Source organism: Kitasatospora sp. NPDC051984, from assembly GCF_044593455.1.
Lineage (GTDB): Bacteria > Actinomycetota > Actinomycetes > Streptomycetales > Streptomycetaceae > Kitasatospora.
In genome coordinates, this window is record NZ_JBIUCB010000004.1 from 460,126 (window position 1) to 473,751 (window position 13,626).

General features: G+C 73.5%; 12 protein-coding genes. 5 read left to right on the top strand and 7 right to left on the bottom strand.

What is annotated here, in order from left to right:
• Positions 1–11 precede the first annotated feature (11 nt).
• The 4 genes from ACIHEI_RS11325 (at position 12) to ACIHEI_RS11340 (ending at position 2,912) form a co-directional block, all read left to right on the top strand.
• Positions 12–530, top strand: coding sequence for a SigE family RNA polymerase sigma factor (locus ACIHEI_RS11325; RefSeq protein ID WP_387643072.1), 519 nt, complete (start codon positions 12–14; stop codon positions 528–530).
• Positions 527–1,585, top strand: coding sequence for a hypothetical protein (locus tag ACIHEI_RS11330; protein WP_396606412.1), 1,059 nt, complete (start codon positions 527–529; stop codon positions 1,583–1,585). Before ACIHEI_RS11325 ends, ACIHEI_RS11330 begins: the two co-directional genes overlap by 4 nt.
• A 194-nt stretch (positions 1,586–1,779) precedes the next feature.
• Entirely contained in the window at positions 1,780–2,184 is a 405-nt protein-coding gene (locus ACIHEI_RS11335) for a type II toxin-antitoxin system VapC family toxin (protein ID WP_396606413.1), read from the top strand.
• A gap of 161 nt (positions 2,185–2,345) precedes the next feature.
• The gene (locus ACIHEI_RS11340) at positions 2,346–2,912 is read left to right on the top strand and encodes a hypothetical protein (protein WP_396606414.1); all 567 of its coding nucleotides are present in this window, start codon (positions 2,346–2,348) and stop codon (positions 2,910–2,912) included.
• Between the two features lie 32 nt (positions 2,913–2,944).
• Here ACIHEI_RS11340 and argF read toward each other — a convergent pair whose 3' ends face one another.
• The 3 genes from argF to ACIHEI_RS11355 form a co-directional block, all read right to left on the bottom strand.
• Positions 2,945–3,946 carry an ornithine carbamoyltransferase gene (gene argF, locus ACIHEI_RS11345; protein WP_396606415.1) on the bottom strand — a complete coding sequence of 334 codons (1,002 nt, stop codon included), beginning with the start codon at positions 3,944–3,946 and terminating at the stop codon, positions 2,945–2,947.
• 185 nt (positions 3,947–4,131) lie between these two features.
• Positions 4,132–6,735: a polynucleotide kinase-phosphatase gene (locus ACIHEI_RS11350; protein ID WP_396606416.1), complete on the bottom strand. Its 2,604-nt coding sequence runs from the start codon at positions 6,733–6,735 to the stop codon at positions 4,132–4,134.
• The gene (locus ACIHEI_RS11355; RefSeq protein ID WP_396606417.1) at positions 6,732–8,408 is read right to left on the bottom strand and encodes a 3' terminal RNA ribose 2'-O-methyltransferase Hen1; all 1,677 of its coding nucleotides are present in this window, start codon (positions 8,406–8,408) and stop codon (positions 6,732–6,734) included. The genes ACIHEI_RS11350 and ACIHEI_RS11355 overlap by 4 nt, the downstream gene beginning before the upstream one ends.
• A 101-nt stretch (positions 8,409–8,509) precedes the next feature.
• Between ACIHEI_RS11355 and dapD the strand changes: the two genes are divergently transcribed.
• On the top strand, positions 8,510–9,499 hold the full coding sequence (gene dapD / locus ACIHEI_RS11360) for a 2,3,4,5-tetrahydropyridine-2,6-dicarboxylate N-succinyltransferase (RefSeq protein WP_387643065.1): 990 nt from the start codon (positions 8,510–8,512) through the stop codon (positions 9,497–9,499).
• 234 nt (positions 9,500–9,733) lie between these two features.
• On the opposite strand, the gene ACIHEI_RS11365 is transcribed toward dapD, so the two are convergent.
• From ACIHEI_RS11365 to ACIHEI_RS11380, 4 genes are all read right to left on the bottom strand, one after another.
• A complete protein-coding gene (locus ACIHEI_RS11365; protein ID WP_396606418.1) occupies positions 9,734–10,654 on the bottom strand; it encodes a DUF6099 family protein in 921 nt (306 codons plus the stop codon).
• 293 nt (positions 10,655–10,947) lie between these two features.
• On the bottom strand, positions 10,948–11,286 hold the full coding sequence (locus tag ACIHEI_RS11370; RefSeq protein WP_387643063.1) for a nucleotide pyrophosphohydrolase: 339 nt from the start codon (positions 11,284–11,286) through the stop codon (positions 10,948–10,950).
• On the bottom strand, positions 11,283–12,626 hold the full coding sequence (locus ACIHEI_RS11375) for an AAA family ATPase (RefSeq protein WP_392956928.1): 1,344 nt from the start codon (positions 12,624–12,626) through the stop codon (positions 11,283–11,285). The genes ACIHEI_RS11370 and ACIHEI_RS11375 overlap by 4 nt, the downstream gene beginning before the upstream one ends.
• A 96-nt stretch (positions 12,627–12,722) precedes the next feature.
• Positions 12,723–13,553, bottom strand: coding sequence for a putative RNA methyltransferase (locus tag ACIHEI_RS11380; protein ID WP_396606419.1), 831 nt, complete (start codon positions 13,551–13,553; stop codon positions 12,723–12,725).
• Positions 13,554–13,626: the final 73 nt, after the last annotated feature.

Genomic DNA, 13,626 nt, shown 5'->3' on the forward strand with positions numbered 1-13,626 from the left:
AAGGGGTGCGGATGGTGGTGGGGCGGCGACGGGCCGAGGAGCGGCGCGAGTTCGAGGAGTTCGCGCACGCCCGCGGCACCGCACTGTTCCGCACCGCCCTCCTGCTCTGCGGCGACTGGCACCTCGCCGAAGACCTCACCCAGACCGCGCTCGCCCGCATCTACGCCTCCTGGGGACGCGTCCGACAGGCCGACAGCCCCGTCGCCTACGCCCGCACCGTCCTGCTCCGCTGCTACCTCTCGCACCGGCGGCTACGCCGCAGCAGCGAACTGCCCGGCCTCGACTTCCTCCCCGAACAGGCCGCCCCCGACAGCGACCCGGCACTGCGCGTCGCCCTGCTCGCCGCACTCGCCGAACTGCCGCCCAAGGACCGGGCCGTCCTGGTGCTGCGGTACTGGGAGGACCGCAGCGTCGAGGAGACCGCCGCCGAACTCCAGCTCGCCCCCGGCACCGTCCGGGTCCGCGCGCTGCGCGCCCTCACCCGGCTGCGCCGCCAGCTCGCCCCGCACCTGGACAGCCTGGCGTCGTGACCGAGCCCACGCCCCTCCCCCGTCACCCCGCCCCGGCCGCCCCGCCACCCGGCCGCCCCGCCCTGTCCACCGGCCGCCCCTCCCCGGCCGCCCTGCCCGCCGGCCGCCCGCCGAACCGACCGACGCGCCGTCAGAATGCGAGAGCCCCGATGCCCGAACAGGAGTTGACCGACGTCTTCGAGCGGGCGATCGGCGACGCCGCACCCGACCTCGGCCTGCTCGTCGCCGGGGCCACCGCCGAGGGACGGTCCCTCCGGCTGCGGCGGCGCGCCACGCTCACCGGCGTGATCGTCGCGGTCGCCGGCCTGGGCCTCGTCGGCGGACTGCTGCTGCGCCCCGGCCCGCCCACCGCCACCACCACCGTTCCCCCGGCCTCGGCCGGCACCGCGACGGCCGGCACGACGACGGCCACCCCCACGCCGGAGACCACCCTGCCGTCGGAACGGGTGCCGCTCACCGGCCCTGCCGCCCGGCTCATGCTGGGCGACCTGCTCGATCCCCGCCTGGTCGTCGACTACTGGACCAACAAGGTCGCCCCCTCGGACCTCCAGGCGGGCACCGCGGTCATGCTCTCCCTGCACGACCCGAGGAACGGACACACCGGCACCCTGATGCTCCAGGTGGAACCCCCCGCCGGCCCGTCACGGCCACAGACCGGCGTATTCGGCTGCACCCCCGGACTCGCGGACGAGAAGTGCGATTCGTTCAAGGCCGAGAACGGCACGGTCATCGCCCGGCGCGACGACGCCCAGCAGATCACCGTCCTTTCGCAACTCCAACGGACCGACGGCGTCATGATCACCCTGATCTCCACCGGTGCGGGTCGGAACGAGCCGCTGGTGTCGCAGAACGAGATCTCGCAGTGGGTTCTCCTCCCGGGGTGGCAACCCGTCATCGACCGACGGTTCGCCGAGGACGCCGAGAAACGGCTGGCGGGGCAACCCGCGCTGAGTCCGGCGGAACTGGCGGCCGCGGAGGCGAAGACGTCGGGTGCGGGCTCGGCGGGGGGCGGGTCCGTGGGCGCGGTGGCGACGCCGGGAAGGCCCGCGCCGTAGGCGTGGCCGGCGGGCACGGGTCGTAGGCGTGGCCGGCGGGCCCGCGCCGTAGGCGTGGCCGGCGGGCACGGGTCGTAGGCGTGGCCGGCGGGCCCGCGCCGTAGGCGTGGCCGGCGGGCACGGGTCGGCGTGGTGGGGGCGGCGGTTGGGCACCCCGCCGCAGTGCGGCGGTACGGGCGGGCTACCGTGGGCGGGTGATCGTGGTGGACGCTTCTGCGGTGGTGCTCTCGCTCGCCGACCCGGGACCGCGCGGGGCCGCTGCCCGTGCCGCGCTGGCCGCCGACCCCGACTGGGTCGCGCCCGAGCATGTGCTGATCGAGGTGATGCAGTCGCTGCGCGGGCTCTACCTCGCCAAGGAGGTGACGGCCGAGCAGGCGGCCGACGTCGCCCGGCGGCTGCCGGAGCTGACGATCCGCAAGGTGGAGATCGCCCCGCTGCTCGGCCGGATCTGGGAGCTCAAGGACAACCTGACCCCGGACGACGCCGCCTACGTCGCGGTCGCCGAACACTGCGGCGCCCCGCTGATCACCGCCGACCTGCGGCTGATGCGCGCCAGCGGGCCGCGCTGCGAGATCCGCGGCATCACCGCCGCCGGCTGAGACCTCCGGCCGGTCCGGACCGCGCCATGGCCGGCGTTCTCGTAGGCCTGCGTTCTCGTACGGGTGGTTGCGGGCAGCGGTCCGGCACGGCGGCGTGCGCGGCGGGGTGACCGGCGGCCACGGTGGGCGGTGTTCCCTGACGGCCTGTCGGAAGGTTCGCGATGCCCCTGTCCTCCGCCGCCGGCGCACTGCTGGTGCCGCTCACCCTGCTGCCGATCGGCCCGCCCGAAGTCCCCGCCCCCGGCCCCGCAGCCCGTCCCGGTGCGACAACCGTCGCGGCCGTCCCCGACCAGGTGGTGGACGCCCAGTTCGACCGCGCGAACGGCATCGTCCCCGCCAGGGCGATCACCCACGCACCCGAACTGGTGCCGTACGGCGCGCAGGTGCGGGTCACCGTCCACCGCGAGGCGGGCCGGACGACCGTCGCGGTGGAGGTCGCCGGGGTGGCGGGCCCGCACGAGTTCCCGGCGCACGTGCACACCGGCCACTGCGGCTCCGACCCGGCGGCGTCCGGCCCGCACTACCAGCACGTGGCGGGCTCGAGCGCCGGGGACAACGAGGTACGGATGACCGTACGCACCGATCCCGGTGGGGCCGGCGACGCCTCGGCGGCCGTCCCCTGGGCGTTCCGCCCCGACGGTGCGCACTCGCTGGTGCTGCACGCCGGCCCCGACGCCGGATCGCACGCCCCCACCGACCGGGTCGGCTGTGTGAACATCGACTTCTGACCGGCGTCCGGCCCGGCGGTCAGAAGAGGTAATCAGGAGCCGAGGGTCGCCACCATCACGGCCTTGATGGTGTGCAGGCGGTTCTCGGCCTGGTCGAAGACCACGGAGTGCGCCGATTCGAAGAGTTCGTCGGTGCACTCCAACTCGGACATGCCGGTCAGCTCGAACATCTGCCGACCGATCTCGGTGCCGAGGTCGTGGTACGCGGGCAGACAGTGCAGGAACTTGACCGCCGGGTTTCCGGTGGCGCGCACCGTGTCCATCGAGACCTGGTAGGGCTTCAGCAGGCCGATCCGCTCGGCCCAGACCTCCTTGGGCTCACCCATCGACACCCAGACATCGGTGTACAGGAAGTCCGCACCGGCCACGCCGGCCACCACGTCCTCGGTCAGGGTGACCCGGGCGCCGCTGGCCTCGGCCAGCGTCTGGGCGGTCTTCTGAACATCCTCCGACGGCCACAGCTGCGCCGGGGCGACGATCCGGATGTCCATGCCCAGCAGCGCGCCGGTGACCAGCAGCGAATTGCCCATGTTGGAGCGGGCGTCACCGAGGTAGACCAGGGTGGTCTCGCTCAGCGGCTTGGTGGAGTGCTCCTGGATGGTGAGCACGTCGGCAAGCATCTGGGTCGGGTGCCACTCGTCGGTCAGGCCGTTCCAGACCGGGACGCCCGCGTGGGCAGCCAGTTCCTCGACGATCTCCTGGCCGTCGCCCCGGTACTCGATCCCGTCGAACATCCGGCCCAGCACGCGGGCGGTGTCCTTGACCGACTCCTTGTGCCCCATCTGCGAGCCCGCCGGGTCCAGGTAAGTGGTGGACGCGCCCTGGTCGTGGGCCGCCACCTCGAACGCGCAGCGGGTGCGGGTGGAGGTCTTGGCGAAGATCAGGGCGATGTTCTTGCCCCGCAGCCGGGGCTGCTCGGTACCCGCGTACTTGGCGGCCTTCAGCTGCGCAGCGAGATCGACCAGGTGACGGAACTCCTGGGGAGTGAAGTCGGTCTCCTTGAGGAAGTGCCTGTTCCGGAGGTTGAACGCCATACCGGTCTCCTGGGTCGGTCAACGGACTGAGACGGGAAGTGTATACGAGTATTCGAATATTCATGCAATGCCGCAACGCCGGGCCCGGTGCCAGCGGCACGGGCCCGGCGCCGGCTGCGGGCCCGGCGCCGGCTGCGGGACCGGACCTCAGGGGCGGGCCCTGACGTCAGAGGCGGGGCCTGGCGTCAGAGGCGGGGGTCGACAGGCTCGGACTCCAGGGCCAGCACCGCGAACACCGCCTCGTGCACCCGCCAGAGCGGCTCGCCGGCCGCCAGCCGGTCCAGTGCCTCCAGGCCGAGCGCGTACTCGCGGAGGGCGAGCGAGCGCTTGTGGCCCAGCGAACGCTGCCGCAGCCGGTCCAACTGCCGGGTGTAGTCCGGGCCGTAGATGATCCGCAGGTACTCGCGGCCGCGGACCTTCAGGCCGGGCTGGCCCAGCCGCCCGGTGCTGTCCCGGTGCAGCGCTTCGACCGGCTTGACCACCATGCCCTCGCCTCCCGCACCGGTCAGCTCCTCCCACCAGGAGATGGCTGCGGCCACCGAGGACTCGTCCTCGGTGTCGACCAGCATCCGCCCGGTGCGGTGCAGCACCGGGGCCGTGCCACCGGCCTCTTCCGCGAGGCGGTGGTCGGCGTCCACCAGGCGGTCGATCAGGTCGAGGTGCTCGGTGTGCGGGCGCAGCGCCAGGTTGGCGCCCTCGGCGGCGAGCAGCTGGAACGGGGCCAGCCGGATGCCGTCGAGGCCCTCGGTCGGCCAGCAGTAGCGTCGGTACGCCTCGGTGAAGGCCAGCGCGTCGGCGGTGCGCTGCTGCTGCCGGTCCGTCAGGTCCGACACGTCCAGTCCGCGGGCGGCGGCCTTGGCGAGGGCGTCGAGTGCGGTGGGCAGGGCGGCGCCGGCGGCAGCGCCGACCGCGGCGTACTGGCGGCGCAGCAGTTCGACGGCCTTCAGCGACCAGGGCATCAGCTCGGCGTCCAGCAGCAGCCAGCCGGTGTCGAGTTCCTCGAACAGGCCGGACTGCTCGGCGGCGGCCCGTAGCCGGTCGAGTATCGCGCCGGTGAGCCTCTCGTCGGACAGGAAGGCCCGGCCGGTCCTGGTCCAGATCGCGCCCGGGCCGGGCAGGCCGAAGCGCTTGTCCAGCGCGGTGTCGTCCCTGGCGACCAGGACGACGGCGCGCGAGCCCATGTGCTTCTCCTCGCAGATCACCTGCCGCACCCCGTCGTGCCGGTAGGCGAGGAACGCCTCCTCGGGGTGCTCCAGGCAGCCTTCGCGGCGGGAGGTCGGCGAGGGTGCCATGGTCGGCGGCAGGTAGGCGAGCAGCCGCGGGTCGAGTGCGAAGCGGCTCATCACCTCCAGCGCGGCAGCGGCGTTCTCCTCCCGGACGGCGACGTTGCCGAGGGTTCTGGTCTCCACCACGCGGCGGCCGGACACGTCGGCGAGGTCCAGCGGACGCCCCTCCCGGCCGCCGGGCGCGTCCCCGCGCAGCGGGCGGGCCGGCTCGTACCACTGCTGTTCGGCGGGCACGCCGACGATCTCCCGCTCCGGGTAGCGCAGCGCGGTGAGGCTGCCGCCGAAGACGCAGCCGGTGTCCAGGCAGATGGTGTTGTTGAGGAAGCTCGCCACCGGCACTGGGGTGTGGCCGTAGACCACCAGGGCGCGGCCGCGGTACTCCTCGGCCCACGGGTAGCGCACCGGCAGGCCGAACTCGTCGGTCTCGCCGGTGGTTTCGCCGTACAGCGCGTGCGAGCGGACCCGGCCGGAGGCGCGGCCCTGGAGCTTCTCCGGCAGACCGGCGTGGCAGACCACCAGCCCACCGTCGTCCAGCAGGTAGTGGCTGACCAGGCCGCGCATGAACGACCGCACCTGGGCGCGGAACTCCTCGCTCTCGCCGGACAGCTGGTCGATGGTCTCCTGCAGGCCGTGCGAGACGGTGACCTTGCGGCCGTCCATCCAGCGGCCGAGCTTGTTCTCGTGGTTGCCGGGAACGCAGAGCGCGTGGCCGGCCGCGACCATGCCCATCACCAGGCGCAGCACGCCCGGGCTGTCCGGGCCGCGGTCGACCAGGTCGCCGACGAACACGGCGGTCCGGCCGTCCGGGTGCGCGGCGTCGACCGGGCGGCCCTGCTCGTCGCGGACGATCGCGTAGCCGAGCCGGCCGAGCAGGGTCTCCAGCTCGGAGCGGCAGCCGTGGATGTCGCCGACGATGTCGAACGGGCCGGTCAGGTGCCGCAGGTCGTTGTAGCGCTTCTCCGGCACGATCTCGGCACGCTCGATCTCCTCGACCCCGCGCAGCACGTGCACCTTGCGGAAGCCCTCGCGTTCCAGGCCGCGCAGCGAGCGCCGCAGGTCGCGCTGGTGGCGCGGGATCACGTGCGGGGGCAGCTGCCGGTCCGGCCGGGCCCGGTTGCGTTCGGCGCACACCTCGGCGGGCACGTCCAGCACGATCGCGATCGGCAGCACGTGGTGCTCCCGGGCCAGGGCGATCAGCGCGCGGCGGGCGTCGTGCTGGACGTTGGTGGCGTCGACCACGGTGAGCCGGCCGGCCGCGAGCCGCTTGCCGACGATGTAGTGCAGCAGGTCGAACGCGTCGGCCGAGGCGGACTGGTCGTTCTCGTCGTCGGAGACAAGCCCCCGACAGTAGTCCGAGGAGATCACCTGGGTGCTCAGGAAGTGCTTCCGGGCGAAGCTGGACTTGCCGGAGCCGGTGCTGCCGATCAGCACCACCAGCGAGACGTCGGTGACGGGGAGGCGCCGGCCGGTGGGGGTGCCGGCCTCCAGGGTTTCGGTGGTCATCGGTGAGCGCTCCCTTCCGGGGCGAGGTCGTTCGACGGGGCGTCGGTGCGGTCGGTGGTCGTTGTTGTGGTGACTGCGGCAGCCGGGGCGGCGGCGGGCTCGCCGAGGCGGAAGTGGGCGAGCTGGGTGGGCGCGCCGACCTCGGGATCGACCGGCCCGACCGGCTCGAACGCGACCGTGTAGCCGTAGCTGTCGGCCACCCGCGCCGCCCAGGCGGTGAACTCGGCGCGGCTCCACTCGAACCGGTGGTCGCCGTGCCGCAGGTGCCCGGCGGGCAGGCTCTCCCAGCGCACGTTGTACTCGGCGTTCGGCGTGGTGACCACGACCGCGGCGGGCCGGGCCGAACCGAACACGGCGTACTCCAACGCGGGCAGCCGGGGCAGGTCGAGGTGCTCGATCACCTCGCACAGCACCGCCGCGTCGTAGCCCTTCAGCCGGACGTCGGTGTACGTCAGTGCGCCCTGGAGCAGCCGCACCCGGCTCGCCTGACGCTCCGACATCCGGTCCAGCCGCAGCCGGCGGGCGGCGATCGTCAGCGCCCGGGAGGACACGTCCACACCGATCACCTCCGTCACACGCGATTCCTTGAGCAACGCACCCACCAACTCGCCCTGGCCGCAGCCCAGGTCGAGCACCCGGGCGGCGCCGGTCCGGGCCAGCGCGGCCAGGATCGCCGTCCGCCGCTGGACGGCCAGCGGCCCACCGCGCCCGGTCGCCTCGTCGTCGGCAGCGGGGTGCCCCGGCTCCGGCTCGGCGGTCGGCTCCGCGTTCGGCTCCGTGTTCGCCTGCGCCTGCACCTGGGTCGGCGCGGCGTCGGCAGCGGGGTCGGCCGTGCCGTCGGTGGTCACCTCCTCCGGGGCGTCGGGGACGGCGTTGTCGAGTTCCTCGGCCTCGCGGTCGTCGGCCTCGGCCAGGCGAGCCAGAGCGAGGCGTTCCATCGCGAGTCGGGTCAGCGAGTAGCGGCGGGACAGGTAGCGGCGGGTGATCAGGGCGCGTTCGGGGTGGTCGGCGAGCCAGCCCTGACCGGCCGACAGCAGCTTGTCGACCTCGTCGGGCGCGACCCAGTAGTGCTTGGCGCCGTCCAGCACCGGCAGCAGCACGTACAGGTGCTGCAGGGCGTCGGCGAGCCGCAGGGTGCCGGTGAGTTCGAGCCGTACGTACCGGGAGTCGCCCCACTCGGGGAAGGACTCGTCCAGCGGGACGGGCGTCGCCTCGACCTGCCAGCCCAGCGGGGCGAACAGCCGCTCCACCAGGGCCGGTCCGCCGCCGGCCACCGGGACGGCGGGCAGCGAGATCCGCAACGGCATGGCGCGGCCGGGCAGTTCGGGGCGGTGCGTGCACTCGCCCTTCATCGCGGACCGGAACACCGTGCGCAGCGCCACCGCGAGCAGCGAGGACGCGGCGTACGGCCGGTCGTTGACGTACTCGGCGAGCGCCAGGTCGGGCGAACCGGAACGGCCCTTGCCCCGGCCTTGCCGCAGCAGCGCTGCGGGGTCGACCTCCAACAGCAGCGCGGCGGTGCACGTGTGCTCCCCGGACTCGGGGTAGAAGACGTGCGCCGTGCCGTGCGCGGTGGTGAACCGCTGCACCTTGTCGGGGTGCTTGTGCAGGAGGAAGCCCAGGTCGGAGGCAGGATTCTCGGCAGTGCCGGTGGTGGAGATCGATACGAACACCCGGCCGAGTATGGCCGGTGGGCCTGTTCTCGGGCATCAGGTTTTGTCCGTCCGGTGAGCGTGTTGGTCAGCACTTGCCCCAATTGGTTAACGTGCGGGATGTGACTGCTGAGACCTCCACTCCCGTAAACGGTGCGGTGGCTGTCGGCCTGGCGACCATCGCCGCCGACGGCACCGTTCTCGACACCTGGTTCCCCGCGCCGGAGCTGGCCGCCGCCCCCGGCCCGTCCGGTACCGTCCGGCTGAGCGCCGAGGAGGCCGAGCAGGCGCTCGGCCCGGGCGCCGCCGAGGCGCTGCGCGCCGATGCGCGGCGCGGCGTCGAGGTGGTGGCGGTGCGCACCGTGATCTCCTCGCTGGACGAGAAGCCGCTGGACGCGCACGACGTCTACCTGCGACTGCACCTGCTCTCCTCCCGTCTGGTGAAGCCGCACGGCCAGAACCTGGACGGCGTCTTCGGCCTGCTGGCGAACGTCGCCTGGACGTCGATCGGCCCGGTGCCGGTGGCCAACGTGGAGCAGGCCCGGCTGGCCGTGCGCGCCCAGGGCGGGCAGCTCGCGGTGTACGGCATCGACAAGTTCCCGCGGATGACCGACTACGTGGCGCCGAGCGGGGTGCGCATCGCGCACGCCGACCGGGTCCGCCTCGGCGCGCACCTGGCCGAGGGCACCACCGTGATGCACGAGGGCTTCGTCAACTTCAACGCCGGCACCCTGGGCACCTCGATGGTGGAGGGCCGGATCAGCGCGGGCGTGGTGGTCGGCGACCACAGCGACATCGGTGGCGGCGCCTCGATCATGGGCACCCTGTCCGGTGGCGGCAAGCAGGTCGTCTCGGTGGGCGAGCGCTGCCTGCTGGGCGCCAACGCGGGCATCGGTATCTCGCTGGGCAACGACTGCGTGGTGGAGGCGGGCCTGTACGTCACCGCCGGCACCCGGGTCACCGCGCCGGACGGCGCGGTGGCGAAGGCGGTGGAGCTGTCCGGCCAGGACAACCTGCTGTTCCGCCGCAACTCGCAGTCCGGCGCGGTCGAGGTGATCGCCCGCACCGGTTCGTGGGGCGGCCTGAACGCGGATCTGCACTCGCACAACTGACCTCCTTCCAGGTCGTATCCGTTCAGCAGCCGCGGTGCGGCTGTCCGGCAGCCGCCCGACGGCCGCCGCGGACTCCCGGCCCCTGCTCGGTGCTGTAGCCGAGCGGGGGCCGGGCTCGCAAACTCGGCTCACCCCTGGGGCTGACCGGGCCCGGCGGTTGGACCTCTACGAGTGGTCCGGGGTGACCGCGTACGGCGGGAGCTCGTTGGACCGGCGGCGTCGACCCCCGGCGCTTCACACCGCACCACCGAGCTGAAGGGGCCCCCTCATGTCCGAGCCCTGGACCGAGCCGCCCACCCCGGGCACCCCCACGGGCGGCGCGCCCGTCACCACCAAGTCGCTGCTGGAGCAGATGCAGGAGCTGCTCGCCTCGATCAACACCGACCTGGCCGGACTCGACTCCGAGCTGCGGGACACCGCACCCCGGGACGAGCCGGACGACTCGGCCCGCGACTGAGCACACGCCACCGGGACCGGCGGGCCCAGCGGGACCACGAGCATCGGCTCCCCCTCCCGCCGGGCCCCGGCCGGCACCGTCTCCTCCTCCCGCAGTGCCACCAATGCCGTTGTCGCGGCCTCCATGCCCTCCCTGTCCTCCGTGTCCTCCGCGTCCTCCGCGTCCTCCGTGCCTTCGGGTGACGCCCCGTCGGCCGCCGTCACCCGCCGCTGCTCGCGCAGCAACTCGGCGACCAGATCCCGGCATTCGGAGCTCGCGTCCAGCCCGTCGATGCACGTCCAGTACAGGCTTTCGGTTTCCGCCCCGCAGGCCAGCACCACCAGGTTCTCGCCGGTCTCCGCCAGCAGCCCGGCCAGCTCGACCAACACCGGTTCGAGGTCGCCGAGTTCGGTGAGCCGCTCGACCAGCCCCGGCCCGGACCACTCGCCGAGGCCGCCCGCGAGTCCACCGCAGAGCGGGCCACCGGGCCCGTCGAGGCCGGGGCCGGGCGGTTGTCGCAGGCAGCTCGCGGTGTGCGCGCCGGCCTCCGAGAGCTGCTGCCCGAGGGTGGCGAGCTCCTCGCCGTCGTGGTCGGCGAGCCGTGCCCCGACGGCCTCGGTGAGCAGGACGGACTGCCAGGCCTGGTGCAGGATGTCCCCGGTCGCCCGGGCTTCGGCCAAGGCGTGCCGGACGGTCTTGATCAGTCGCAGTGCCTCCACGGCGCGCTCCCCTCGTTCGCCGCCTCCGCCGTCGGTCGGCGGTCGGTCGGTCGGTCAGGGGCTCAGCGTGCCGCCGACGGCCTGGTCCTCCCAGCGCATTCGCCGCGCCTGTGGACAACCCGGCCCTGTGGAAAACTCCGGTCCCCCGCAGGAGGGAAAACCGGATGATTTCCCCGCCCACCGGGAACCCACCACGAGCCCACCGGGAACCCGCCACGAACCTCGCAGGGCCACAGGGCCGCAGGACCACAGGCCCGCAGGCCCGCAGGCCCGCAGGCCCGCAGGCCACCGAGCTACGAACCGCCCCCCGCCGCCGGGAACCGGCTCTCGTTGCGCTCGATCTTCTCCGCCAGCGCCCGCAGCGGATCCACCTCCAGCACGGTGCACAGCTGCAGCAGATAGGCCAGCACGTCGGCGACCTCGTCGCGGACGCGGTGCGCCGCGTCCGTGTCGGCCATCACCGCGCCAGCCTGTTCGGGCGTCAACCACTGAAAGATCTCCAGCAGTTCGCCGGCCTCGACGGTCAGCGCCGAGGCCAGGTTCTTCGGGGTGTGGAACGGCTGCCAGTTCCGGGCGGCCGCGAACTCGGCCAGTCGCCGCTGGAGTTCGGGCACCGTCAGTTCGTCGCTCATTCCCCCAGGTCTACCACCGCGGCCTGGTCGGGCGAGGTGCCCTGGGCGGGCACCCGGGGGGCGGGTTCGGTGCGGCGCAGCAGGCTGTGGCCGGTGGCCGGATCGCGTCGGCACTCGACCAGCTCGACGCCGTCCAGGCCGAGCGCGGGGCCGGGTTCCTGGAGGGTGGCGAGCAGCCGGATGTCACCCTTGCCGGTGACTTCGCGGGCCAGCCGCAGCAGCACGGCAACCTGCTCGGCCGCCAGGCCGGCGCCGAGGTCCTCGGCGAGCAGCACCAACTGCCGGTGTGCGTCGGGGACTTCACCGGCCGGGTCGACATCGATGACGTCGGCGCCGGTGAGCAGGACGGCGGCGAAGGCGAGCAGTCGCAGCATGCCGTCGGAGGCCTGGTCGGCGCCGGTGCGGCCGAGTACGCCCTCGTCGAAGACGGCGATCATCCGTTGTTGCGCGCCCTCGCCGCGCCGGGCGACGTCCAGGTCGAGCAGCGGGTGCGGGGCGGCGGCCTGGACGGTGCGCAGCAGTCGGGCCCAACGGCGCTGGCATTCGTGTTTGAGGCGGCCGAGGACGGCGGAGATGTTGGCGGCGGTGCCGAGCAGCCGGGCCTGTGGTTCGGGCCGGGCCCAGCCGCGCATCGCGGCGGGCACGGGGTGCAGGTTGAACACCTCGCGCAGCGCGGTGAGCAGTTGTTCGGTGGCGGCCAGTACCTTGCGTTCGCCCTTGGACGATCCGGCGACCCGAAGCGGCAGTTGGGCGGTGATCAGGCTGCTGCTGGAGAGCGGGGCGCGGATGTCGCCCTGCCGGGAGTCGTTGTGCCAGGTGACGTTGACCCGGCCGCGGGCGAGGTCCTGTTCGCCGGTCTCCATCAGGGTCTGGCCGTCCACGGTGAGCAGTTCGCGGGCGATCCGGACGCGTTCGTCCGTGCGCACCACCACTTCGAGCCGGACCGGGCCGACGCTGGAGCGGACGGTGCAGCCCAGGATGATCGCGTTGCGTCCGTGGGGCACGCAGCCGATCAGTCCGCCGCGGACCGGGGCGGCGAGCGGGCCGCCGATCCCGCCGATGCCGTCCAGCGAGGGTCTGATCTCCTCGCCGAGGGCGAGCCGGGAGAGCACGCAGAGGGCGTCCAGCGCGTTGGACTTGCCCGCGCCGGACGGGCCGTGCAGGACGGTCAGCGGCGACAGCGGCAGGGTGGCGCGCCGGTAGGACTTGAAGGACGTGAGTCGCAGTTCCTCAACGGTCGGGCGCTTCACCAGGGGGGCGGGCGGGCGTCGGCCAGGCTGGGCGGAGGAGCGGTCGGGCGGGCCGACCGGGGGCGGGGCCAAGGGGGCTTCGCTGGTCACCCGGAGCACTTTAGGTGCGCAGTGAGCTGGAGAAACGTCTCTCCTGACGGCCTTTCACCCCTTCGAGTCCCAACCGTCCCCGGCCCCGGCGGAGTGTCACTCGTACGCGGTGATCCGCACCGAACCGGTGACCTCCACCGGCTGCGGCAGCCCGTCCAGCGCGGCGGTCAGCGCGGCCGGGTCGGTGTGCCAGGCGCTCGGTCCCATCCCGACCACCGCGGCAGCGTCCGCCCGCGACAGCCGCAGCGTGAACTCCACCTCGGTGCGCCCCACCGGCGCGAACCACGGGCCGAGCTTCTCCTCGATCCGCCGGTCCTTGTCCTCGTCCACCGACAACAGGCCCAGCGCGCCCACCAGTTCCCGCAGGTGACGGGAGGTCGGCGCGGCCACCAGCAGCCGTCCCCCCGGGCGCAGCACCCGCCGCATCTCCGGTCCGTTGCGCGGCGCGAACACGTTCAGCAGCACGTCCGCCGCGCCGTCCCGCAACGGGAGCGGGCGCCACGCGTCGCACACCACGGCGCCGATCCTCGGGTGCGCCTTCGCGGCGCGCCGCAGCGCGTACTTCGACAGGTCGAGGGCCGCGCCGACCGCGCCCGGCCGCGCCTCCAGCACCCGCGCCAGGTAGTGGCCGGTGCCCGCACCCAGGTCCGCCACCAGTCCGGTGTCCGCCGCGACGCCGGCCGCGGCCTCGGCCAGCGCACGCTCCAGCGGACGGTAGTGGCCGGCCGCCAGGAACTCGCTGCGGGCGGCGACCATCTCCGCGGTGTCGGCGGTGCCCGCCTTCGCGTCACCCGTCAGCAGGCTGACGTAGCCCTGCCGGGCCTGGTCGAAGCTGTGGCCCTGCGGGCAGCGCAGGGTGCGACCGTCCAGGGTCAGTGGGCGGGCACAGTGCGGGCAGACCAGATAGGGCTCGATGTCCTGCAGCAACTCGGTCGCATCCTCGCGGGATCGTCAGAGGTCGGGGGAACGTCGAGGGTATCCCGGCTGCGGACGCCTCGTC